Origin of the sequence: Vagococcus salmoninarum, from assembly GCF_003987495.1 — a bacterium.
In the GTDB taxonomy this organism is placed as follows: Bacteria; Bacillota; Bacilli; order Lactobacillales; family Vagococcaceae; genus Vagococcus_D; species Vagococcus_D salmoninarum.
Genome location: NZ_NGJU01000012.1, coordinates 23,663 through 47,986 on the forward strand (window position 1 = coordinate 23,663; position 24,324 = coordinate 47,986).

The following is a 24,324-nucleotide window of genomic DNA, read 5'->3' on the forward strand; positions in this document are numbered from 1 at the left end:
AATGCCTTTAAAAATCACTTAATTTCATTGCCAAGTAAAAAAACCATGACAGTTGTCATGGTTTTTTTTACTTAACTAAATATTTAAGACTTTGTCTAAGAAAGCAATTGTCCGTTCGTTCTGTGGGGCGTCAAAGATTTCTTGAGGAGTTCCTTCTTCAACGAACTTGCCACCGTCAGTAAAGATCACTCGGTCAGCAACTTCTTTAGCGAAGCCCATTTCATGAGTAACGATAACCATAGTCATCCCGTCAAGGGCGAGTTTTTTCATGACATTCAAGACATCCCCAACCATTTCCGGGTCAAGGGCTGACGTCGGTTCATCAAAAAGCATAATATCAGGTGTCATAGCCAAAGCGCGAGCGATTGCCACCCGTTGTTTTTGCCCACCAGATAAAGACTCAGGGAAACTATTTCGTTTATCTGCCAAACCAACCATAGCTAATAGTTCTTCAGCATGAGTTGTTGCTTCAGCTTTGGTTAAGCCTTTTAGATCGACAGGGGCTAAGATAATATTGTCTAAAACGCTCAAATGAGGGAATAAGTTAAAATGTTGGAAAACCATGCCGATATTTTGTCTAACAAGATTAATATCCGTTTTTTTATCCGTCATGTCAAAACCGTCAACAATAATTGTGCCACTGGTTGTTTCTTCTAATTGATTTAAACAACGGAGAAAGGTACTTTTACCAGAACCAGAAGGGCCGATGATACAGACGACTTCTCCTTCATTGATCGTGGTATTTAGATCGTTTAAGACAAGATTATCGCCAAAATGTTTAATTAGATGCTCAACAATAACTTTAGTTGCCATTTCTATGCACCTTCCTTTCAATTCGTTTAGAAAGACTTGTTAGTAACGTGATCACGACTAAGTACATGATTGAAATAATTAGTAAGACTTTAAAGGCTTGTAAGTTACGAGCCATAATAATTTGACCAGAACGTAAGAGTTCTAAAATACCAATGGCGGATAAAATACTTGTGTCTTTTAAAGTAATGACAAATTGATTAATAAATGAAGGAATCATAATTTTAAAAGCTTGGGGTAAAATTATTTTAGCCATCGTTTTGCTGTAAGGTAAGCCTAAACTACGGGCAGCTTCTGTTTGACCAGCAGGGACAGCGTTAATTCCCCCACGAACGATTTCCGCAATATAAGCACCAGCATTTAGACTTAAAGTAATGATCCCAGCAATTACAGGATCCATTTTAATTCCGGCAAAGTTGGAAATACCTAAGTAGATAAATAAAGCAAAGACATACAAAGGAATCCCACGAATAATTGTCACGTATAGAGAGGCGATCCCTCTTAAGAGACCAATTTCAGAGACACTCATTAAACCGAAGAGAATCCCAATAATAGTTGCAATGATAAATGAGGCAAAGGTGATTAACAATGTATAACCTAAACCTTTTAAAAGGGATTGATAGTTATTTAAGATAATCCCTTTGAAGCTTTGCTCATCAGTAGTAACTTCTGGGGCTTCAATATAAGTGTTTAAAATCTCATCGTATTCGCCACTAGCTTTTAATTCTGCTAAGCCAGCATTGAATAATGCGAGCAATTCAGGGTTTTGGCTTTTTTTAACGCCAAAGCCGTAACTGCCACCTTTTTCAAACTCACCAATTAGTTTTAACGGTTGGCCTTGTTTAACAGCATAGCCAATCACGGGAAAGTCATCAAAAATCGCATCAACATTACCAGCACTTAGGACACTGTACATAATGTCCGCTGTGTCATAAAGTTTAATCGTGTAGCCATACTCATCTTTATGGGCTTCTAAAAATTCTGAACTTTCAGTACCAGTTTTAGCTGCTACAGTTTTACCTGTTAAGTCGTGATAGCCACTAATGTCCTGGTTGTCACTGGCGACAGCCATTTGAATACCACTTTGAAAGTAAGGGTCGGAAAAATCAAAACTTTTTTGTCTTTCTTCCGTAATTGTCATACCTGCCATGACTCCGTCCATTTGCCCAGCTTCTACGGCTTGAACAGCCGAACTAAAGCCTACCGGTTTAATGTCGAAAGTGACATCACCAATTTCGGCAATTCGGGCTAATAAATCCATATCAATACCAATATAGTTTCCATCACTATCTGAGAATTCGAAAGGAGCAAAGGTAATGTCAGTCCCTATAACATAAGTTGTTTTTTTCTCGGCTTGAGCAGTTGAACTTCCTAGCACTAAAGTTAAGAGCAAAACTAAAGCTGTTACAAGTTGCATAATTAACTGTTTCTTCTTCATTTTATTCCTCCTTAAAATTTAATTTACTCCACATTATATCTTAGAAAATAACTAAAAGACAATAGAAAGATTAAAAATGAAAGAAGAAAGATTAAAAAGTAAGTACGTCTTTTTTTCGTGAAAATCAAATTGAGGAAAAGTAGTGGCGAAAATACGTTCGGTATGATAAAATTAACAAGTGAACTAGAACGTATGTTTCCTTTGTGTAAGTCCTTCTAAGTGACTTTATTTCAAAGAATGTGTACCCTAGTTATTATGGAGCTACTTCTATTTAAGGAGGCAATTAAATGATTGAAAAAGACACGAGTCGGCATTTTGAGTTAGTTTCTAAATACAAACCAGATGGCGATCAACCTCAAGCAATTAAAGAGTTAGTCGCAGGATTAAATGAAAATAAAAAGGAACAAATTTTACTAGGGGCTACTGGGACAGGGAAAACTTTTACGATTTCTAACGTTATCCAAGAAGTTAATAAACCAACCTTAGTAATTGCTCATAATAAAACCTTAGCAGGTCAACTTTATGGGGAATTCAAAGAATTCTTTCCAAATAATGCAGTAGAATATTTTGTTAGTTATTATGACTACTACCAACCAGAAGCGTATGTGCCATCAAGTGACACTTTTATTGAAAAAGATGCGAGTGTTAATGATGAGATTGATAAGTTACGACATTCAGCCACAAGTTCTTTATTAGAACGGAATGACGTGATTGTCGTTTCTTCAGTGTCGTGTATTTACGGGTTAGGTAATCCTGATGAATATCAATCCCAAGTCTTATCCTTGCGAGCAGGGATGGAAATGGACCGCAGTCAGTTATTAGCAGCCTTAGTTGATATTCAGTTTGAACGTAATGACATTGACTTTCAACGAGGCCGTTTTCGAGTGCGAGGGGATGTAGTTGAAATCTTTCCAGCGTCACGAGACGAACATGCCATGCGGATTGAATTTTTTGGCGATGAAATCGAGCGGATTCGCGAAGTCGATGCTTTAACTGGCGAAATTATTGGGGAACGGGAACATTTAGCGATTTTTCCAGCGAAACACTTTGTCACAAATGAAGAACAGATGGAAGAGGCGATTGCTAATATCCAAGAAGAGTTAGCAGACCGTTTGAAAGAATTACGTTCGGAAGACCAATTATTAGAAGCCCAGCGCCTAGAACAGCGAACAAACTACGACATTGAAATGATGCGAGAGATGGGCTACTGTTCGGGAATTGAAAACTATTCACGACATATGGATGGCAGGAAACCAGGTCAAGCGCCTTACACCTTAATTGATTTCTTTCCAGATGATTTTTTAATTGTGGCTGATGAATCACATGTCAGTTTACCTCAAATTCGTGGCATGTATAATGGTGACCGAGCGCGGAAACAGATGTTAGTTGATCATGGCTTTCGCTTACCAAGTGCCTTAGATAACCGACCGTTACAGTTAACGGAGTTTGAAGATCACGTTAACCAAATTTTGTATGTTTCAGCGACGCCGGGACCTTATGAAATGGAACGGACCGATTCAGTCATTCAACAAATCATTCGACCAACAGGCTTATTAGACCCAATTATCGAAGTGCGTCCAATCATGGGACAAATTGATGACTTAGTCGGAGAAATCAATGAACGAGTGGAAAAAAATGAACGGGTCTTTATTACGACTTTAACGAAAAAAATGTCGGAAGATTTAACGGATTACTTTAAAGAGTTAGGTATGAAAGTTAAATACTTACATAGTGACATTAAAACAATGGAACGGACGGAAATCATTCGTGATCTACGTCTAGGTGAATTCGATGTCTTAATCGGGATTAACTTACTTCGTGAAGGCTTAGATGTTCCTGAAGTTTCTTTAGTTGCGATTCTAGATGCTGACAAAGAAGGCTTCTTACGAAGTGAGCGTTCCTTAGTCCAAACAAGTGGACGGGCAGCCCGAAACTCTGAAGGTAAAGTTATTATGTATGCGGATAAGATTACCGATTCGATGCAAAAAGCCATTGATGAAACTGCACGTCGTCGGACAATCCAAGAAGCCTATAATGAAAAACATGGCATTGTGCCAACAACGATTATTAAAGAAGTTCGTGATTTAATTAGAATTACGAAAGTAGCAGAAGATGATGCTGAGTACGACTTAGCTAAAGATTACCGTAACTTATCGAAAGCTGAGAAAGACGAGGTCTTAATGCGTCTTGAGAAAGAGATGAAAGATGCGGCTAAAGCTCTCGACTTTGAACGAGCAGCGACGTTACGAGACACAGTCTTAGAACTTAAAGGCAACAAATAAACAAGGTAATGATGAGATGGAGGATGGAATGTGGCTAACGACAAAATTGTCATTCATGGAGCGCGAGCTCATAATTTAAAAAATATTGATGTAACGATACCCCGAGAAAAATTTGTAGTAATTACTGGTCTATCCGGTTCAGGTAAAAGTTCTTTAGCTTTTGACACCTTGTATGCCGAAGGGCAACGACGTTACGTTGAGAGTTTATCTTCTTATGCCCGCCAATTTTTAGGTCAGATGGATAAACCAGACGTCGATAGTATTGATGGTCTTAGTCCAGCAATTTCAATCGACCAAAAGACGACGAGCAAAAATCCCCGTTCCACTGTTGGCACAGTGACGGAAATAAATGATTACTTACGCTTATTATTCGCCCGGATTGGTCACCCGATTTGTCCAAATGATGGAACGGAAATTTCTAGTCAGTCAGTTGAACAAATGGTTGACCGGGTGTTAGAGCTACCAGAGAAGACTAGAATTCAAATTTTAGCGCCGATTGTTTCAGGCAAAAAAGGCCAACATAAAAAGGTTTTTGAGATGGTTAAGCGAGAAGGGTATGTCAGAACCCGAGTTAATGGCGAGTTATACGATGTGACAGAAGTACCAGAATTAGATAAGAATAAGAAACATTCAATTGAAATTGTCGTCGATCGAATTGTCGTTAAAGAAGGTGTCCGTTCACGCTTGTTTGATTCATTTGAAGCGGCGTTACGGTTGGCAGAAGGTTATGCCTTAGTTGATGTGATTGATCAAGAAGAAATCCTCTTTAGCGAACACTATGCCTGTCCTTACTGTGGCTTTACAGTTGGTGAACTAGAACCAAGACTGTTCTCTTTCAACGCGCCTTTTGGGGCTTGTGCCGATTGTGATGGTTTAAGTATGAAACTAGAAGTCGATGAAGACTTAGTTATTCCAGATGGCAGTTTAAGTCTGCGAGAAGGGGCGTTTGCTCCGTGGAATCCGATTAGTTCGAATTATTACCCGCAAATGCTAGAACAAGCTTGTACGACGTTTAAAATTAACTTCGATACGCCTTATAACAAGCTGTCACCAGCTCAGAAAAAGTTGCTACTTCATGGGTCAGAAGGGGAGTTATTCCACTTCCATTACCAAAATGATTTTGGTGGTGTTCGTGATGTAGACATTCCTTTTGAAGGTGTCTTAAACAATATTCAGCGTCGTTACCATGAAACAAATAGTGATTATACCCGTGAACAAATGCGCTTGTATATGACAGAATTACCTTGTCAGTCATGTCACGGTTACCGTTTGAATGCCCAAGCCTTATCTGTAAAAGTCAACGGTACTCATATTGGGGAAGTTAGCCAAAAGTCGATTACTAAAGCTTTAGCCTTTTTTGAGGGCTTATCTTTAAGTGAACAAGAAACCTTAATTGCACGACCAATCTTAAAAGAAGTTAAAGATCGTCTAAGCTTTTTACAAAATGTTGGGTTAGACTACTTATCTTTAAGTCGCTCATCAGGGACTTTGTCAGGTGGCGAAGCTCAGAGAATTCGTTTAGCGACTCAAATTGGTTCGAATTTATCTGGCGTTCTTTATATTTTAGACGAACCATCGATTGGGTTACACCAACGAGATAATGACCGTTTAATTGAATCTTTAAAGAAAATGCGGGACTTAGGCAATACGTTGATTGTGGTTGAGCACGATGAAGACACAATGCGAGCGGCAGATTATTTAATCGATATTGGCCCAGGAGCAGGTGAGCAAGGTGGCGAGATTGTCGCAGCCGGGACACCAGCAGAAGTAGAAGCTAATCCGAATTCTTTGACGGGTCAATATTTAGCAGGAAAAAAAGTGATTCCAGTTCCGAAAGAGCGTCGTCAAGGAAATGGTAAAAAAATCCGGATTACCGGTGCCGTTGAAAACAACTTGAAAAATGTGACAGTGGATTTCCCACTTGGAAAATTTGTTGCTGTGACAGGTGTTTCAGGCTCAGGGAAAAGTACCTTAGTCAATCAAATATTGAAAAAATCTTTAGCTCAAAAATTAAATCGTAATTCGAATAAACCAGGGAAGTTTAAAAAAATTACTGGTTATGAAGAAATTGATAAGATGATTAGTATTGACCAAAGTCCAATTGGGCGGACTCCCCGTAGTAACCCAGCAACTTACACAAGTGTTTTTGATGATGTCCGTGATCTTTTTGCGAAAACAACAGAAGCAAAAGTTCGAGGCTATAAAAAAGGTCGCTTTAGTTTTAACGTTAAAGGCGGTCGTTGTGAAGCCTGTCGTGGTGACGGGATTATCAAAATTGAGATGCATTTTTTACCAGACGTCTACGTTCCTTGTGAAATTTGTCATGGCAAGCGATATAACTCTGAAACCTTAGAAGTTCACTATAAAGGAAAAAATATTTCTGATATTTTAGACTTAACAATAGAAGATGCTGTCGATTTTTTCAAACACATCCCGAAAATTAACCGGAAACTGCAAACAATCGTTGACGTTGGTTTAGGCTATGTGACATTAGGTCAGCCAGCGACGACCTTGTCAGGTGGGGAAGCTCAACGGATGAAACTTGCTAGTGAGCTTCATAAACGCTCCACAGGTAATAGCTTCTATATTCTCGATGAGCCAACGACGGGACTGCATACTGACGATATTGGTCGTTTATTAGAAGTCTTAGATCGTTTAGTTGAAACGGGCAATACTGTTTTAGTCATTGAGCATAATTTAGATGTTATCAAAACAGCGGATCATATTATCGATTTAGGCCCAGAAGGTGGCGACGGTGGAGGCATGATTATTGCAACAGGAACACCGGAAGAACTAGTGAAAGTTAAAGACAGTTATACTGGACATTACTTGAAAACGGTGATTAAAAAGTAAAAGGTATAATGTTTAAAAAAACTTGTTTCTTCATAAAAAACAAGTTATAGCCTTGTCTTTCCGAGGGTTACGGGATAGAATACATTTATAGATAAGGCATTCTAAGAAATTGGTCTATCTTATCTACCCTATAAAATAAATTCCGTTCAAGGAAAATGCTTTTCAGATGAGTTCATTTGAAAAGTGTTTTTCTTTTTTTATCGTGGTGACAGTTATGATATGATTAGCAAAAGACAAAGGAGTGAGTTGCAATGATTCTACGAGGAAGTGTTTATTCAAAAGTCTTAGATTTAGATACAGGTCTCACGATTCTAACACCTAAAGATTATGATAGTAATGAGAAGTATCCAGTTGCTTATTTACTTCATGGCTTAACCGGTAATCATGATAGTTGGTTGACGAATACTATGTTACCTGTCTATGCTAATAAGTATCAAATGATTTTTGTAATGCCTGAAGTTAACCGCAGTTTTTATACTAATATGCGCTATGGCTTGAATTATTTTGATTATATTAGTTTGGAGCTACCAAAAATAATCAAGCAAACTTTTAATATTAGTAGCCGTAAAGAAGATACTTATATTATGGGTGCCTCGATGGGTGGCTATGGTGCCTTGAAATGTGGGTTGAATTATCCAGAAACATTTGGTAATGTCTTAGCTTTCTCTTCGGCCATGTTACTAGTTAAACAAGAGTTACCAGAATTAAGAAGAGTGGAAAGTCAAAGTCGTGAAGGCCTTAATCCAGCCATTTTGAAAGATTTAGAAAGTGCCTTTGGTCCGGAGTTAGCAATTGATGAAAGTGTCGATTTACTCAGCTTGGCGACGAAAATACCTGAGAGGGAACGACCGAATGTTTTTGTTAGTTGTGGCACGGCAGATAATTTACTAGCAAATAATCGGATATTTAATGAAGAAATTAGCCGTTTAGGTTGGCAAATCACTTATTGTGAATTACCAGGGAATCACGATTGGTATCATTTTAATGAAGCTTTAGTCGCTGGTTTAAGGTGGACGCGTAAAAATAAAGGATGAGATGAAATGGCACTATCAAAAAAAGGCAAACGAAAAATTGTTGTCCAAGACCAAGTCTTTTATTGGTATGTCTCTCAAGGGAAAATCCATGTGATATCCAATAACAAGGACCTTATTTTCGATTATCACTATCAAAAAGAAAAAAGTTTGAGGCCTTTGACTATTGAAAAGGCGAAGAACCGGGAAGCGCTCTTAGCCGCAAACCTGACTATATCCCAGCTATCTGAGACAATTACCCCTAAAAATGTCGGCGAATTGATCGCCAAAGTTTTAAAAATTAAATAGCCTTTTTTAAAATATACTGATATTATATAAGATAAAGGTTTGTAAAATGAACATGGAGGGTAACAATTGAAGAATAGTTTGGGTAAGTTACAAGTTTTCTTAGGGATAATTGGTATTTGTTTAACGGTGTATCTTTTATACTTAAATAGTTTCTTAGAATGGACACCTAGTAACATTCGTCATTTTGGAATTGTCACAGTTACTTTTTTTAGTATTGTCGTTGTGGCCGGACTGGCGTTTACTTGGCATCGTGTCGCAATCAAAAAGACTGTTGCAAGTGAATTTAAATGGCATCTTAAGCAATTAGCTGGCCAACGTCGGCGAACGCGGAAAGAGCGGGCTTCTTTTTTTCGGGAAGGTCAAATTTTTATTTCAACTCTTCAAAAATATATCTTGCCAGTTAATTATGAATTAGAATTAGAAGCCTTACTAGAAGCGCAAAATGAATTAACTGAGCAAAAAAATTATTATTATAGTGAGTCTGCTAAACGTTTAAAACGGAATCGCAAAGAAGAGGAAAGACCTAAATTAGACATCACAATTATCGAAGAAGACTTACGATTAACAGAGTTAGCACTAACTGAACTCAATAATAAAGTCTTGTTAATTGCTGATGAAGGACGCTTTGGTAAAGACAATAAGCTTGAGTTCCGCCAATTAATCCAACAAAAACAACAAGTTTATGAAGAAAATCATCAACGATGCACGCAGTATTTTAGAGAGTTAGAATTAATTCTGCGACTTTTAAATCGCAGTTTAGATCAAGGAAAAATTACTATGGAAGATTACGACACAGCATTAGCGACTTTACGTAATGAGTTTTCTCACGAGGAGCTGCTTTTAGTCTTAATTTACAGTGTATTTATTCCAGAGGGTTGTGGTTTAGGCGTGGAATTAGTAGGTACAAAATTTTTTGGTAATGAATTGGAAATAATTAGTCAATCCTACCTTAGTGTCCCAGAGTTATTGAGTGAGTTTATAGTAAAAGAATTTAGTAGTAATGGGCGCAGACGAGGGATTTTAAAGCAACAACTAATTGGTCGCAATCAATTAGCTCATCAAGTTAAAGTTGATACTGAATTTAGTAAAACCAAACGAGCTAAAATTTATCAAATATTAGCTGAAAATGTGGAAGGTTTTGTCAACTTAGACAAACTGTCATATTTTAGTTTAGTTGATTATTTTGACTTGTATCGTTAATGACATTTAATTTAATAAAATGACCTCTAGGAGTTAGCTGCAGTAGCTGACTTTTAGAGGTCATTTTGATAAGGGAGATACAATGAGGTGTTAGCAGGTAAATCCATAAGTGTCACTTTCATTTGACTTAAATAATTAACTAAGCGGTAACCGGCAGTGTAGATATCTTCCCGATCATCTAAGGTTAAAATTAAGATATGTTGAGGCGCTAATGGTGGGACTAAGGCACAGCCATTTTTTATTTTAGGGCTTGTAAAAGCCCAAGTATGATAGTCCTGACTGTCAATTTTCAGTAACTCGCCAGACATTCTACGGAAACTAGAGGTGTGCTTGCGAAAATACGTTGGTGGAAAAAAATCAGGTGAGACGGTTATACATTGAAGGTATCGCATTATTAATGGGCCATTGCGAAAGCTGAGATAAATGAGGAAGGATTACGGATGGTCATTTTTTCAATGACTAATTGCTCTTTAGGATTAATATGACCAAAACAAGCAATTTCGGTTTGGGCATCTTCAAAAAATAATAGTTGATTTGCCAGCTCCTTTTTTGCAACTAGGCAATTAATTTTACCTTGAGAAGTTTTAAGGGTAAAACGTACGAGCATATTGGGATAAGTTTTAACGACTCTAATCTTATCAACAAGTCCGATAGGGTTAGCATACATAAGATCACTCCTTATATTAGTTATGCCTTTATTATACGAACGTGCGTTCTGTTTGTCAATCCCTAATCAGCTGTTTGTTAACTCCTAAGGGGGAGTGTATTGATTCGACACGCCCGGTATGATATAATGTTTTAGATAGTGAGAAGGTCCGTGATTAGGGGCAGAAAAGCCTGTGAACTCATAAGGGCTGATTTAAGAAAGAAGGCATACATTATGGTAGATAGTTTGCAATTAGTTATTATTACAGGTATGAGTGGCGCAGGTAAAACTGTGGCGATGCAAAGTTTTGAAGACATGGGTTTTTTCTGTATCGATAATTTACCCCCTCGTTTAATTCCGAAATTTTGGGAACTAATTAAAGAGTCTGGTAAAGTCACAAAGATTGCCTTAGTTATTGACTTAAGATCACGGACATTTTTCCAAGAAATCCAAGATATGTTAGTCGAAATTGAAAATACTAAAATGATTGAAACAAGTGTTTTATTTTTAGATTCCTCAGATGAAGAACTAGTTTCTCGTTACAAAGAAACCCGTCGCACACATCCTTTAGCGATGGACGGTCTCGTTACTGAAGGCATTCGGAAAGAACGTGGCCTATTAGAAGAAATTAAAGGGGATGCTCAATTAGTCATTGACACAACAGATCTCAGTCCCCGTCAATTACGAGAAATGATTATTAAAGAATTTAAATCGGAAGACACTAAAATGTTTCGAGTTGAAATGGTTTCCTTTGGCTTTAAATATGGATTGCCAATCGATGCTGATATTGTGATGGATGTTCGTTTCTTACCAAACCCTCATTACGTTGATGAACTGCGTCCTTTAACAGGTGTTGATCAAAAGGTTTATGATTACGTGATGTCTTTTGAAGAAACTGAAGATTTTTATCAAAAATTTCACGATTTAGTGTTATCAATTTTACCTGGTTACCGGAAAGAAGGCAAAACTAGTTTAACTATTGCGATTGGTTGTACTGGTGGACAACACCGTTCAGTGGCCTTAACAGAACGTTTAGGACAAGCGATCAAGTTAGCCGAATATCATGTCAATGTGACTCATCGTGACCGTGGCAAGCGTAAAGAGACGGTGAATCGTTCATGAAGACTTACCGTATCAGAAAGCCTAAAATCGCAGTCATTGGTGGTGGAACGGGGCTTCCGGTAATTTTGAAAGGTTTACGTAATGAAAGTGCTGAAATTACGGCGGTTGTAACAGTCGCAGATGATGGTGGCAGTAGTGGGTCTTTGCGGGAAACCGTCAAAGTCTCACCACCAGGGGATTTGCGCAATGTGTTAGTGGCCTTGTCAGATATGCCTAAGTTATATGAAGATTTATTTCAATACCGTTTCCATAAAGACGATGAATTTTTAGCGAACCACTCTTTAGGGAATTTGATCATCGCCGCCTTGTCAGAAATGCGTAATAGTACTTATGAGGCGATTCAACTATTGTCACGGATTATGCATGTGGAAGGGTCAGTTTACCCAGCTTCAGAAGAGCCATTGACCCTTCATGCCATTTTTGAAGATGGGGCAATTGCCTCAGGGGAATCCAAAATTGGTTTGGAACGTAAAACAATTGACCGAGTGTATGTGACTAATTCAAACAATGACGAAGCGCCTAAAGCGAGCCGGAAAGTCATTAAAGCGATTGAAGAAGCGGATATGATTGTCTTAGGACCGGGCAGTCTCTATACGAGCATCTTGCCGAATTTAATGATTTCCGAAATTGGTGAAGCCATTGCTAATGCTCAAGGGGAAGTTGTTTATATTTGTAATATCATGACTCAAAAAGGTGAGACCGAGCATTTTAGCGATGCCAATCACATTCAAGTTTTAAATAAACACTTAGGGAAAAAATTTGTCGATACGGTTTTAGTTAATATTGAAAAAATTCCTGAAGGTTATATGGACCCGGAAAAATACGATGAATACTTAGTTCAAGTGGCACATGATTTTCAAGGACTACGAGACGAAGAGTGTCGGGTTATTTCTGCGGAGTTTTTACAATTAAGAGACGGTGGCGTGTTCCATGACGGCGACAAAGTTGTTGATGAAATCTTCCGTCTTGTTTTTGGAGCGAAATATTAAAGAAAGAGGTGACAAGTTCAATGTCATTTGCATCAGATGTCAAAAAAGAACTGACAACCTTGGAAGTTCATCGTGAGCACGCAAAAGCTGAACTTGCAGCTTTAATTCGCATGAATGGAGCCTTGTCATTGGCAAATCGCCAATTTGTCTTGAATGTTCAAACAGAAAATGCGGCTATTGCTAGAAGGATTTACACGTTACTGAAGGATCATTACAACGTCCAAAGTGAGTTGTTAGTTCGCCGTAAAATGAAATTGAAAAAAAATAATATTTATATCGTTCGACTTAAGCAAGAGACACAAAAAGTCCTCGTCGATTTAGACATTGTTGAAAATTCGATGTTTACCGATAAAGTGTCTGACACAATTGTTGGCAATGCTCAAAAAATGCGTTCGTATTTGAGAGGGGCTTTTTTAGCGGGAGGTTCAGTTAATAATCCTGAAACAAGTCGTTATCACTTAGAGATTTATTCGCTCGATGAGCAACATAGTAAAGATGTTTGTGATATGATGAATTATTACAATTTAAATGCGAGAACGTTAGAGCGTCGAAATGGCTACATTACTTATTTAAAAGGGGCAGAACACATTTCTGACTTTTTAACATTAATTGGGGCAACTAATAACATGTTGAAATTTGAAGATGTTCGGATCGTCAGAGACATGCGTAATTCCGTTAATCGGATTGTCAATTGTGAGACGGCTAACTTAAGTAAAACAATCGATGCCGCCTCGAAGCAACTGGAGAACATCGATTACATTGAGAGTCGGGTAGGGTTAAGTAACTTACCAGAACGCCTGCGAGAAATTGCTGAACTCCGATTAGAACATCCGGAAGTCAGCCTGAAAGAACTAGGGGAACTAGTACCTTCAGGACCAATTTCGAAATCAGGAATTAATCATCGGATTCGTAAAATTAATGAGTATGCCGATAATTTAAGAGAAACTAAAAACCCTTAGCTAATCAATTTAGCTAAGGGTTTTCTGTTTTAGGCGTCTAAAAGTGCTTTAAAGGCTGATTGACTAATTTTTTGATCGAAAATGTCGTCATTAACAACCATAGTTGGCACGAAGATAATTCCTGCTTCGGCAGCTTCACTGACGATACTCTCAGCAACTGCTGGATCTTCAGCTAAAGTTAAACCTAATGTTTGCTCAGCGAAGTCAGCCACTTCAGCAAAACTTTCTAAGTTACCCCAGTCATCTTGGCTTTGATAGATTGCCGCGATAGCTGCCAGTCCCTCAGTCGGTTCTTGGGGAACGTACTTATGCATGATGTTTCCTTTGTCCAAACCAGGTTTGGTTTTATCGAAGAGTTTAATGATTCGTTGGACTTTTCCAGATGCAACATACTCAGCGAAAGTTTCTGCCGACTCATCAAACCATTGGCGACAATAAGGACAACGTAAATTGACAAATTCAATAACTTTCACTGGTGCCCCAGCATCGCCGATTTTAAGACCCACTTCAGTATTGGTAGCTGATACGTTAATATTACTAATATCCATTAAAACACATCCTTTTTATTTGATAAATGCGATAAAGAAAAAGTCAGCAATCAAGCTGACTTTTGGTTTTACTTCATTGCTTTGCTATTAACCATAACTTCGTCAATTAAACCATAAGCTTTTGCTTCTTCAGCACTCATAAAGTTATCACGATCAGTGTCTTTTTCGATAACTTCAATTGGTTGGCCAGTTCGTTCAGCTAAAATAGTGTTTAAGCGTTCACGAGTGTTTAAAATATGACGAGCGGCGATTTCGATCTCAGTTGCTTGACCTTGAGCGCCACCTAAAGGTTGGTGAATCATAATTTCAGCATTCGGTAAGGCAAAACGTTTGCCTTTAGTACCAGCCGTTAATAAGAAGCTGCCCATTGAAGCGGCCATCCCTAAAACGATTGTTTGAACATCAGCTTTAACAAAATTCATCGTGTCGTAAATGGCTAAGCCAGCTGAAACACTACCACCAGGTGAATTGATGTAAATAAAGATGTCTTTATCAGAATCTTGTGCGTCTAAAAATAGTAATTGAGCAATAACCGAGTTAGAGACGTTATCGTCAATTGGCCCACTTAGCATAATGATTCTGTCTTTTAATAATCTTGAATAAATATCATAAGCTCTTTCTCCTCGTGAAGACTGCTCAATGACTGTTGGGATTAAATTCATATGTACTTTCCTCCTATGTAATCGAAAACGAATTTCTCTACTATTCTAACATAAAAAGTTAGTTAGTGACTAGTTAAAGTGTATCTCAAAGGTCAATAAAGGTCAATTAAATAAGCTTAGATAATTTGCAAAGAATTATCATAAAAACCATGCTATAATTAATCCATTATTAATAAGGTAAGGGAGTGGCTAGATGTATATAGCAATAGTAAGTTTAATTGGCGTGGTGATTGGCGCTTTAATCGCCATTATTGGTACGAATATAAATAATCGATTTATCTTAAAAGAACTTGATAAACGAACGAAAATGGCAGAAAAAATGAAAGAGATCGATGTCTTAGTATTACTCAATAAGAAGGTTCATGATATTTTGCAAAAACGGGATGTGGAATTAGCAAGTGCCGCCTTAGGAGCAGAATATCAAAGTTTCGATGGTTTTGATGATTGTCAGATTACGATTGATGATTATATCTATTTACAATCATACTGTGCTCAAAATCATTATTATTTGCCAACCTTTATGGTAGATAAATTTTTTGAAAATATTGGTCATCGGAAAATCGTCTTAGATCCCCAAGAAGTTCGTCGAATTGGGGCGTATACGTATCAAAGTGGCCGAATTGTTCTAGAAGCCTTCTCAGAAGAGATAAACCAAGTCATCGAAGACCGTAAAATCGAATTAAAACAAATTCGTGAGCTTAAATAAGCTGAGTAATTCAAAGGAGTTTAACTAATAAATGGAGAATCAACTAGGTAATTCATTATATAAGAAACAGAAAGACAGTTTAAAAAATGGTTTAGGATTTACTGGGGCAGGGATTTTGATTTTTATTTTAGCCGACTTTTTAAGTGCTAAAACCTTTGTCTTGTTAGTCGGTGTTTGTTTTGTTTTTATCGGCACGTATCAATTTATCATCAAGCGCAATGATGGGGTTGAATTTTTTTCCGAAGGTATTTTAATTAAAGAAAATAATAAGGTAAAAGTCATTAAAGAAACTGAAATTGCTAATCTTGAATTTCAAAAAGCCCAAGGGGGATACTATCCGGTGGTTCATCTGAAAGATGGTCAAAAGTATCCGATTAAACACTTTGCGAAAGGCGATTTTAAGGAGTTTTTGACAATTTACCAAAAACGTTTCAAGTAAAAAACTCTGTTATTAAAAGGTTCCTTTGTTATTAAAGTGACTAATAAACAGTGCATATCCTTGGTTTTAATGACTAAAGAGTGTCATAATTAAGTTATTAAATAAAAGGAGGAAGAAACATATGTCATTTTTATGGTCATTAATAGTTGGAGCGATTATCGGTGCTGTTGCAGGAGCAATCACTAGTAAAGGTGAGTCCATGGGTTGGATTGCGAACATTGTGGCTGGGCTTGTGGGTTCCTCAATCGGTCAAGGGTTACTAGGTCATTGGGGACCAAGCTTAGCAGGGATGGCAATCATTCCTTCAATTGCTGGGGCAGTGATATTAGTCGCAGTTCTGTCATTTTTCTTAGGCAAGAAGTAAGTTAAAAAAATTAGGCTCCAAACTGTCACTGATTAGGTGATAGTTTGGAGTTTTTTGTTTTAAATGATTAATCATTTTAGCGATGCTAAGAGTAAGATGAGCTAGTTGAGATGATAGCTTATCTTATTAAAGTGCAAGTAAGAGTAATTAGTTTGGGAAAATAAAAAAAACTACTAAATTAAGCAATTAGTAGTTGGGTCGTTTATCAGATTGTTGCAAGAGCAGTTAAGTCATATTTTTATTGGCTTAACTTCTATGGCAAGGGTTATTGATGTGGCACCTATTTTTTGACTTTCATATAATATTACTTTTTTAATCTATCACCTTTTGTGGTAAGATAGGTGATGAAAGTCGCCGGTTTTATTAATAAAAAAATACGCCCTAAGGGAATCGAACCCCTGTCTCAAGAACCGGAATCTTACGTGATATCCACTACACTAAGGGCGCATAACAAAGACTAGTTTATCTAATATTCAGGAAAATAGCAAGTACATTTTATCATTATGTCGAAAAAGATCGAAAAAGATAGAAAGAAGTGTAATAACATGCAATTTAACCAAAACTTTAGTCAGCAACAAAAGCAAATGCAGAAGATGGCAATGACCCAACAATTACAACAGTCCATTCAAATGCTTCAATATAACACCGAAGACCTCCGTAGCTTCCTAGAAAATAAAGCTTTAGAAAATCCATTGATGGATGTCAAAGTTGAAAGTGATTACGCAGAACAACCAATTAGAAAAAGTAGCAATCAAAATTATCAAGAACAAGAAAATAATTACTTGAATCAAATACCGGATCGCAGCATCTCGCTATTCGAATTTTTACTAGAACAGATCCATTTAAATTACCGAGATACTTATTTACGGCAATTAATTATCTTTTTAGTAGAATACATAGACGTTAATGGCTATTTGACGATTGCCTTAGAAGAAGCGATGACAGTCACAGGGGCCAGTTATATCCAAATGTTAGACGGTCTGACCTTGTTGCAACAATTAGATCCAGCCGGCGTTGGTGCTAGAGATCTACAAGAATGTTTGTTATTACAAATTGAGCGCGACGACCAGGCGCCAGAGTTAGCCTATATTGTAATAGAAGAAGAATTTGAAAATTTTGCTAATCGCAAGTGGCAAGAAGTCGCTACTAAGTATGCAGTAGAACGATCAGTAATCCAAGGCATTCACGATTACGTGCAGCTGCTCAGTCCTTTTCCTGGAGCAGCCTTTGGGGATACCGATGAACAATTCATCAATCCGGATCTATTAGTTAAAATTTCAGAAGATAAACTTCAAGTCTTATCAACTAGAAGTGGTGCCCCAGTCATTGAATTTCAACAAAGCTATTTTGATAAGATGGAAAAGACTGGCGATCGTGAAGTTAAGAAATACATTAAAGAAAAAAAGTCTGAATTTGACTGGATTAAACGCAGTGTTGAACAACGAGGCGATACTATTTTAAGAGTGGGAACAGAAATTGTTACAAGGCAAAGAGAATTCTTCTTACAATCTGAACGGCCATTAAAACCCATGACCTTAAAAGAAATTGCTGAAGTGATTGATGTTCATGAGTCCACAGTCAGTCGTTCGATCAATGGTAAATACTTGCAAACTACATTTGGTATCTTTGAACTAAAGTCCTTCTTTAGTACTGGCCTAAGTCAAGATAACGGCGATGAAGATGTTTCAGCAGCTAATATCCAAAGAAGAATGAAGCAATTGATTGATCAAGAAGATAAAAACAAACCTTTATCAGATCAAAAGCTAGTAGATTTATTAAAAGCTGAGGCCTTAGTGTTGTCTCGCCGAACAGTAGCGAAATATCGGGATATCTTAAATATTCCCTCATCTGCCAAACGACGAAGATATGATTAATAACTGATGGAAAGGCTAAGAATATGAGTTCTTAGTCTTTAATTCTCTAAATAAGGAAGAAATAAAAAGGCTTTTCACTTGCTAAAGAAGTTATTTAGTGATACACTAATTTTGTAAGGTTGATAAAGAGGGATGCAGTTAAAGACGCATAAAATCCGGATTTATCATTTTTTTTTGGAAGTGATGGGTCGGAAAACGACGCACTAGGTCATTTCGCGTCCAACGAAGGAGCAGAGCAATGGAAAATCAAATTGAATTGATTGAACAAATCGCTCCAGATATGATGGATGTTGTTCAAGAGCGTTACCATATCTTACGAAACATTCATTGGATGTCACCAGTTGGTCGACGGACATTGGCGTTAAAAATGGGAATGACAGAAAGAGTATTAAGGACAGAAACAGACTTACTGAAAAACTTACAATTGATTGAAACCTCAAAAAGTGGCATGACATTAACGGCTACTGGTAAGAAAGTTATGACAGGGTTGGAGTCGCTGATGGGTCAATATTCGGGGATGAAACAAAAAGAACGTCGCTTAGCAGAATTGTTCAATATTGAAAAATGTATTATTGCTGGCGGTGAAAGTGACGATGAAGGCAAAGTTCTTGCAAGCTTTGGTCAAATTGTTACAGAGTCTTTAAGTCAATTGTTACCAGATAAAGAAAATGTGATTGCAGTAATGGGTGGCACAACAATGGCAACCGTTGCTGAAAACATGTCGATTCTCGATCACAACATTCGAAATAATATCTTTGTACCAGCCCGTGGTGGAATTGGTGAAACTATTGATATTCAAGCGAATTCCGTGAGTGCGTTAATGGCAGCTAAAACAGGTGGCACTTCAAGACCACTGTATGTACCAGAACGAGTGAGTCACGAGACATATCAATCGTTATTGCAAGAACCCTTTGTTAAACAAGTGTTGAACTTAATTAGTGAGACAACTTGTGTCATTCACGGCATTGGCCGAGCGTTACATATGGCTGCTAGAAGAGGAATGACAGAGCAAGAAATGGTAATGTTAAAAAACAACGGTGCAGTAGCTGAGTCATTTGGATACTTTTTCGATGACAATGGTGAAGTTGTTTACAAAATACCAAGAATTGGGTTACAACTTAAAGATCTTCAAAAAGTTCCATATATCTTGGCAGTTGCTGGTGGGAAATCCAAAGCTAATGCCATTCAAGCATATATGAAACACGCTCCCCAGCAAACTTGGTTAATTACCGATGAAGGGGCAGCAAACATGATTTTAGAATTAGCGAGTGCGAAAGAGCCTCACTAATACTAAAATATTAAACTTGATTTTAAAAGAGGTAACTCTTTAAAATAATAAATTTGTTTCGATTTTCTAAAGGAGGAAATTTCGCATGACAGTTAAAGTAGGTATTAATGGATTTGGACGTATCGGACGCTTAGCCTTCCGTCGTATCCAAGAAGTAGAAGGTATTGAAGTTGTTGCAATCAATGATTTAACAGATTCAAAAATGTTGGCTCATTTATTAAAATATGATACAACTCAAGGACGTTTCAACGGTGACGTTGAAGTTCATGATGGTTTCTTCAATGTTAACGGTAAAGAAGTTAAAGTTTTAGCTAACCGTAACCCAGAAGAATTACCATGGGGCGACTTAGGAGTTGAAATCGTATTAGAATGTACTGGTTTCTTCACATCTAAAGAAGGCGCTGAAAAACACCTTAAAGGTGGAGCTAAACGTGTTGTTATCTCTGCTCCAGGTGGAAATGACGTTCCGACAATCGTTTATAACACTAACCATGATATCTTAACTGGTAAAGAAACAGTTATCTCAGGTGCTTCATGTACGACTAACTGTTTAGCGCCAATGGCTGATGTTTTAAACAAAGAATTTGGAATCATTGAAGGCTTAATGACTACAATCCATGCTTACACAGGTGACCAAATGACTCTTGATGGACCTCACCCTGGTGGCGATTTCCGTCGTGCGCGTGCGGCTGCTGAAAACATTATCCCTAACACAACTGGTGCTGCTAAAGCAATTGGTTTAGTAATTCCAGACTTAAACGGTAAATTAGACGGAGCAGCTCAACGTGTTCCTGTTGCAACTGGTTCTTTAACTGAATTAGTTACTGTTTTAGACAAAAAAGTAACAGTTGATGAAGTTAATGCAGCGATGAAAGCAGCAGCTAACGAATCTTACGGTTACACAGCTGACGCTATCGTTTCTTCTGATATCGTAGGTATGACTTACGGATCATTATTTGACGAAACACAAACTAAAGTTATGACTGTTGGCGATAACCAATTAGTTAAAACTGTTGCTTGGTATGACAATGAAATGTCATACACTGCACAATTAGTTCGTACGTTAGAGTACTTTGCTAAATTAGGTTAATTCAAACTGTCACATTAAAGTTTAAATTAGTCATCAAATAAGCGGGGAAGCATCGCGCTTCCTCGCTTTTTATCTTTTAGTAAAGAAAAAACCAACCTTAAAACCAATATCCTTTAGGAGGCACAATAGTAATGGCTAAAAAAACTGTTAAAGATGTAGAATTAAAAGATAAAAAAGTCTTAGTGCGCGTTGACTTTAATGTCCCATTGAAAGATGGCGTAATTACCAATGACAACCGTATCGAAGCTGCTTTACCAACAATCCAATACATTGCAGAACAAGGGGGAAAAGCAATTCTTTTCTCACATTTAGGCCGTGTTAAAGAAGAAGCGGATAAAGAAGGCAAATCACTTCGCCCAATCGCCGCTCGTTTAAGCGAATTATTAGGCAAAGAAGTTATCTTTGTTCCTGAAACTCGTGGTACTGAATTAGAAACAGCAATCAACAACTTACAAGCTGGTGAAGTTTTATTAGTCGAAAACACTCGTTTTGAAGACATTGATGGCAGTAAAGAAAGTAAAAATGCTCCTGAATTAGGAAAATATTGGGCTTCTTTAGGCGACGATATTTTTGTTAACGATGCTTTCGGAACGGCTCACCGTGCTCACGCATCAAACGTTGGGATTTCATCTAACGTGACAAACGCAACAGCTGGTTTCTTAATGGAAAATGAAATTAAATTTATTAAAGAAGCAGTTGAAGCACCAGTTCGTCCCTTTGTAGCGATCTTAGGTGGCTCAAAAGTGTCAGATAAAATTGGCGTTATTGAGAACTTAATTGAAAAAGCTGACAAAGTAATCGTTGGTGGTGGAATGACTTACACGTTCTACGCTGCTAAAGGCATTGAAATTGGTGATTCATTAGTTGAACTTGATAAAGTTGAATTAGCGAAATCATTAATCGAAAAAGCTGGCGATAAATTAGTCTTACCAGTTGATTCAATCGAAGCCAACGCATTTGCTGGCTACACTGAATTAAAAGCAACTGAAGGCGAAGCTGTCGATAAAGGTTTCTTAGGGTTAGATATCGGACCAAAAACAATTGAATTATTCGAATCAGTCATTGATGGTGCGAAAACAGTTGTTTGGAACGGACCAATGGGCGTCTTTGAAAACGAAGACTTCGCAAAAGGAACAATCGCTGTGATGGATGCAATTGCTGCTCAAGCAGGAGCAACTTCAATCATCGGTGGTGGCGATTCAGCTGCTGCAGCGATCAACTTAGGCCGTGCAGACAAGTTCTCATGGATTTCAACAGGTGGCGGTGCTTCTCTAGAATTACTAGAAGGCAAAGAATTACCTGGCTTATCTGCTTTAACTGAAAAGTAAGGGGAACGTTGTTTCGTCGAACTGACTCTCAAAGTGTCACCAAAAATTAAGATCGGCAGGGACAACACTCTACCGATTAATCAAAACAAATTCAACTTATAGAAGGAGTTTTTTATTATGCGTAAACCAATTATTGCCGGAAACTGGAAAATGAATAAAACTGCTCAAGAAGCAATTACTTTTATTGAAGAAGTTAAAAACAACATCCCTGCTAACTCAGCAGTTGATTCAGTTGTTGGCTCCCCAGCATTATTCTTACAAGGCTTAGCGGAAGCAACTAAAGGCACTGATTTGAAAATTTCAGCGCAAAACTGTTACTTTGAAAACGCTGGTGCTTTCACTGGTGAAAACTCACCAGAAGCAATTGCTGACTTAGGTGTTCAATACGTTATCATTGGTCATTCAGAACGTCGTGAGTATTTCCACGAAACAGATGAAGACGTCAACAAAAAAGCCAAAGCAATCATTGCTAATGGCATGACACCAATCGTTTGTTGTGGTGAAACACTAGAACAACGTGAAGCTGGCGAAACAGCTGAATGGATCAAAGGTCAAGTTGAAAATGCTTTAGACGGTTTAACTGATGAGCAAGTAGCTAACTTAGTAGTTGCTTACGAACCTATCTGGGCAATCGGAACTGGCAAATCTTCAACAGCAACAGATGCTGACGAAACATGTTTTGTTGTCCGTAAAACAATTGCTGACAAATTTGGTGCTCAAGTAGCTAACAAAGTCCGTATCCAATACGGTGGTTCTGTTAAACCTGAAAACATCAAAGAGTATATGGCTCAAGAAAACATTGATGGCGCACTAGTTGGTGGCGCTAGCTTAGATGCTAAATCATTCCTAGCTTTATTGGAGGCTGTTAAATAATATGAGTAAAGCCCCTGTAGCGATTATTATTCTTGACGGTTTTGGTCAACGTGAAGAAACAGTTGGCAATGCCGTTGCGCAAGCAAACAAACCTAACTTTGATCGTTATTACAATGAATTTCCTCATAGTACAATGAAGGCTGCCGGCTTAGATGTTGGTTTACCTGAAGGTCAAATGGGGAATTCAGAAGTCGGTCACACAAATATTGGTGGCGGACGAATTGTTTATCAAAGTTTAACAAGAATCGACAAAGCCATTACTGATGGAGAGTTCCAAACAAATGAGACCTTAGTTAAAGCAATGGATCATGCAATTGCCAATGACTCAGCTCTACATTTATTCGGTTTACTTTCTGACGGTGGTGTTCATAGTCATCAAAATCATTTATATGCCTTATTAGAAACAGCGAAAGCGAAAGGCGTTAAAGAAACCTTCGTTCATGCCTTTTTAGATGGACGTGATGTAGCACCGACTTCTGGTGTTGGTTTCATGAAAGCCTTAGTTGCGAAAATGGCGGAACTTAATTACGGTAAAGTGGCAACTGTCACTGGACGTTTTTACGCTATGGATCGTGACAAACGTTGGGAACGTGTCGAAAAAGCATATAATGCCTTAGTTTTAGGTGAAGGAATCAAAGCCACAGATCCTGTTGCGGCGATTGAAGCTTCTTACGCTGATGGCAAAAATGATGAATTTGTTTTACCAATCGTGATTGAAGAAGCCGGCAAACCAGTTGGAACAGTGTCAGATAATGATGCAATCATTTTCTTTAACTTCCGTCCGGACCGGGCCATTCAATTATCAAATGCCTTCACAGACACGGAATGGGCAAACTTCGACCGTAAAGTAACACCGACAAATGTTAAATTTGTGACGATGACACTTTACAATCCGAGTATTATTGCGGAAGTCGCTTACCCACCGATGGAAATGAAAAATGTGATTGGTGAAGTCTTAGCTAATCATGGCTTAAAACAGTTACGAATTGCTGAAACTGAAAAATACCCTCACGTGACCTTCTTTATGAACGGTGGCCGTAACGAAGAATTTGAAGGGGAAAGCCGTATTTTAATCAACTCACCAAAAGTTGAAACTTACGATTTAAAACCTGAAATGAGCGCTTACGAAGTGACGGATGCTTTAGTTGCCTCAATCGAAGCTGATGAAAACGACGCGATTATCTTAAACTTTGCAAACCCGGATATGGTTGGTCACTCTGGCATGCTAGAGCCGACAATTAAAGCCATTGAAGCCGTTGATGAGAACTTAGGGCGCGTAGTTGATGCAATCCTAGCTAAAGGTGGTTCAGCTATTATTTTCGCTGACCATGGTAACTCAGAAACAATGTCGACACCAGAAGGTAACCCACACACTGCCCACACAACTGTGCCAGTCCCTGTCATCGTTACTAAAAAAGGTGCCACACTAAGAACTGATGGCCGTTTAGCCGATGTTGCCCCAACGATGTTAGATTTACTAAACATTGAAAAACCAGCTGAAATGACTGGTGAATCTTTAATTAGTAAATAAATA

The 24,324-nt window shown here is 37.9% G+C and carries 23 protein-coding genes and 1 tRNA gene; 17 read left to right on the top strand and 7 right to left on the bottom strand.

Annotation, left to right across the window (positions count from 1 at the left end):
- Positions 1 to 75: 75 nt before the first annotated feature.
- Together CBF35_RS08640 and CBF35_RS08645 are read right to left on the bottom strand one after the other, a co-directional pair.
- Entirely contained in the window at positions 76 to 813 is a 738-nt protein-coding gene (locus CBF35_RS08640) for an amino acid ABC transporter ATP-binding protein (protein WP_126780163.1), read from the bottom strand.
- Positions 803 to 2,248 carry an amino acid ABC transporter substrate-binding protein/permease gene (locus CBF35_RS08645; protein WP_126780165.1) on the bottom strand — a complete coding sequence of 482 codons (1,446 nt, stop codon included), beginning with the start codon at positions 2,246 to 2,248 and terminating at the stop codon, positions 803 to 805. Before CBF35_RS08645 ends, CBF35_RS08640 begins: the two co-directional genes overlap by 11 nt.
- Positions 2,249 to 2,535: 287 nt before the next feature.
- Between CBF35_RS08645 and uvrB the strand changes: the two genes are divergently transcribed.
- The 5 genes from uvrB to CBF35_RS08670 all read left to right on the top strand — a co-directional run bounded on the left by uvrB (position 2,536) and on the right by CBF35_RS08670 (position 9,902).
- A complete protein-coding gene (uvrB, locus tag CBF35_RS08650) occupies positions 2,536 to 4,530 on the top strand; it encodes an excinuclease ABC subunit UvrB (protein ID WP_126780167.1) in 1,995 nt (664 codons plus the stop codon).
- A gap of 30 nt (positions 4,531 to 4,560) precedes the next feature.
- A complete protein-coding gene (gene uvrA, locus CBF35_RS08655) occupies positions 4,561 to 7,383 on the top strand; it encodes an excinuclease ABC subunit UvrA (RefSeq protein ID WP_126780169.1) in 2,823 nt (940 codons plus the stop codon).
- 251 nt (positions 7,384 to 7,634) lie between these two features.
- A complete protein-coding gene (locus CBF35_RS08660; RefSeq protein ID WP_126780171.1) occupies positions 7,635 to 8,417 on the top strand; it encodes an alpha/beta hydrolase in 783 nt (260 codons plus the stop codon).
- A 6-nt stretch (positions 8,418 to 8,423) separates the two neighbouring features.
- Complete coding sequence (locus CBF35_RS08665) at positions 8,424 to 8,702, top strand: SAM-dependent methyltransferase (protein ID WP_126780173.1); 279 nt, start codon at positions 8,424 to 8,426, stop codon at positions 8,700 to 8,702.
- A gap of 66 nt (positions 8,703 to 8,768) precedes the next feature.
- Positions 8,769 to 9,902, top strand: coding sequence for a hypothetical protein (locus CBF35_RS08670; protein WP_126780175.1), 1,134 nt, complete (start codon positions 8,769 to 8,771; stop codon positions 9,900 to 9,902).
- A 53-nt stretch (positions 9,903 to 9,955) separates the two neighbouring features.
- On the opposite strand, the gene CBF35_RS08675 is transcribed toward CBF35_RS08670, so the two are convergent.
- Positions 9,956 to 10,210: a hypothetical protein gene (locus CBF35_RS08675; RefSeq protein ID WP_126780177.1), complete on the bottom strand. Its 255-nt coding sequence runs from the start codon at positions 10,208 to 10,210 to the stop codon at positions 9,956 to 9,958.
- An 86-nt stretch (positions 10,211 to 10,296) separates the two neighbouring features.
- Positions 10,297 to 10,569 carry a hypothetical protein gene (locus CBF35_RS08680; protein WP_126780179.1) on the bottom strand — a complete coding sequence of 91 codons (273 nt, stop codon included), beginning with the start codon at positions 10,567 to 10,569 and terminating at the stop codon, positions 10,297 to 10,299.
- Positions 10,570 to 10,782: 213 nt separating this feature from the next.
- Between CBF35_RS08680 and rapZ the strand changes: the two genes are divergently transcribed.
- The 3 genes from rapZ to whiA are packed head-to-tail and all read left to right on the top strand — an operon-like array spanning position 10,783 to position 13,618.
- On the top strand, positions 10,783 to 11,670 hold the full coding sequence (gene rapZ, locus CBF35_RS08685) for an RNase adapter RapZ (RefSeq protein WP_126780181.1): 888 nt from the start codon (positions 10,783 to 10,785) through the stop codon (positions 11,668 to 11,670).
- Complete coding sequence (locus CBF35_RS08690; RefSeq protein ID WP_126780183.1) at positions 11,667 to 12,659, top strand: gluconeogenesis factor YvcK family protein; 993 nt, start codon at positions 11,667 to 11,669, stop codon at positions 12,657 to 12,659. Before rapZ ends, CBF35_RS08690 begins: the two co-directional genes overlap by 4 nt.
- A 20-nt stretch (positions 12,660 to 12,679) precedes the next feature.
- On the top strand, positions 12,680 to 13,618 hold the full coding sequence (gene whiA, locus CBF35_RS08695; RefSeq protein WP_126780185.1) for a DNA-binding protein WhiA: 939 nt from the start codon (positions 12,680 to 12,682) through the stop codon (positions 13,616 to 13,618).
- Positions 13,619 to 13,647: 29 nt separating this feature from the next.
- Here whiA and CBF35_RS08700 read toward each other — a convergent pair whose 3' ends face one another.
- Together CBF35_RS08700 and clpP are read right to left on the bottom strand one after the other, a co-directional pair.
- Positions 13,648 to 14,166 (bottom strand): thioredoxin domain-containing protein, encoded by a 519-nt coding sequence (locus CBF35_RS08700; RefSeq protein WP_126780187.1) that lies wholly within the window; start codon positions 14,164 to 14,166, stop codon positions 13,648 to 13,650.
- A gap of 68 nt (positions 14,167 to 14,234) precedes the next feature.
- Positions 14,235 to 14,828: an ATP-dependent Clp endopeptidase proteolytic subunit ClpP gene (gene clpP / locus CBF35_RS08705; protein WP_126780189.1), complete on the bottom strand. Its 594-nt coding sequence runs from the start codon at positions 14,826 to 14,828 to the stop codon at positions 14,235 to 14,237.
- 193 nt (positions 14,829 to 15,021) lie between these two features.
- Between clpP and CBF35_RS08710 the strand changes: the two genes are divergently transcribed.
- The 3 genes from CBF35_RS08710 (at position 15,022) to CBF35_RS08720 (ending at position 16,337) form a co-directional block, all read left to right on the top strand.
- Positions 15,022 to 15,534: a hypothetical protein gene (locus CBF35_RS08710; protein WP_126780191.1), complete on the top strand. Its 513-nt coding sequence runs from the start codon at positions 15,022 to 15,024 to the stop codon at positions 15,532 to 15,534.
- A gap of 31 nt (positions 15,535 to 15,565) precedes the next feature.
- Positions 15,566 to 15,973, top strand: coding sequence for a hypothetical protein (locus CBF35_RS08715; protein WP_126780193.1), 408 nt, complete (start codon positions 15,566 to 15,568; stop codon positions 15,971 to 15,973).
- Between the two features lie 121 nt (positions 15,974 to 16,094).
- Positions 16,095 to 16,337, top strand: a complete 243-nt coding sequence (locus CBF35_RS08720) for a GlsB/YeaQ/YmgE family stress response membrane protein (RefSeq protein WP_126780196.1) — start codon at positions 16,095 to 16,097, stop codon at positions 16,335 to 16,337.
- 375 nt (positions 16,338 to 16,712) lie between these two features.
- On the opposite strand, the gene CBF35_RS08725 is transcribed toward CBF35_RS08720, so the two are convergent.
- A tRNA-Arg gene (locus CBF35_RS08725) sits at positions 16,713 to 16,784 on the bottom strand.
- A gap of 98 nt (positions 16,785 to 16,882) precedes the next feature.
- Between CBF35_RS08725 and rpoN the strand changes: the two genes are divergently transcribed.
- From rpoN to gpmI, 6 genes are all read left to right on the top strand, one after another.
- A complete protein-coding gene (gene rpoN, locus CBF35_RS08730; RefSeq protein WP_126780198.1) occupies positions 16,883 to 18,211 on the top strand; it encodes an RNA polymerase factor sigma-54 in 1,329 nt (442 codons plus the stop codon).
- A gap of 238 nt (positions 18,212 to 18,449) precedes the next feature.
- The gene (locus CBF35_RS08735) at positions 18,450 to 19,499 is read left to right on the top strand and encodes a sugar-binding transcriptional regulator (RefSeq protein WP_126780200.1); all 1,050 of its coding nucleotides are present in this window, start codon (positions 18,450 to 18,452) and stop codon (positions 19,497 to 19,499) included.
- An 85-nt stretch (positions 19,500 to 19,584) separates the two neighbouring features.
- Positions 19,585 to 20,589 carry a type I glyceraldehyde-3-phosphate dehydrogenase gene (gap, locus tag CBF35_RS08740; protein WP_126780202.1) on the top strand — a complete coding sequence of 335 codons (1,005 nt, stop codon included), beginning with the start codon at positions 19,585 to 19,587 and terminating at the stop codon, positions 20,587 to 20,589.
- Positions 20,590 to 20,720: 131 nt separating this feature from the next.
- Positions 20,721 to 21,917 carry a phosphoglycerate kinase gene (locus CBF35_RS08745; RefSeq protein WP_126780204.1) on the top strand — a complete coding sequence of 399 codons (1,197 nt, stop codon included), beginning with the start codon at positions 20,721 to 20,723 and terminating at the stop codon, positions 21,915 to 21,917.
- 117 nt (positions 21,918 to 22,034) lie between these two features.
- Positions 22,035 to 22,790, top strand: coding sequence for a triose-phosphate isomerase (gene tpiA, locus CBF35_RS08750; RefSeq protein WP_126780206.1), 756 nt, complete (start codon positions 22,035 to 22,037; stop codon positions 22,788 to 22,790).
- A 1-nt stretch (position 22,791) separates the two neighbouring features.
- Positions 22,792 to 24,321 (top strand): 2,3-bisphosphoglycerate-independent phosphoglycerate mutase, encoded by a 1,530-nt coding sequence (gene gpmI / locus CBF35_RS08755; RefSeq protein ID WP_126780208.1) that lies wholly within the window; start codon positions 22,792 to 22,794, stop codon positions 24,319 to 24,321.
- Positions 24,322 to 24,324 lie beyond the last annotated feature (3 nt).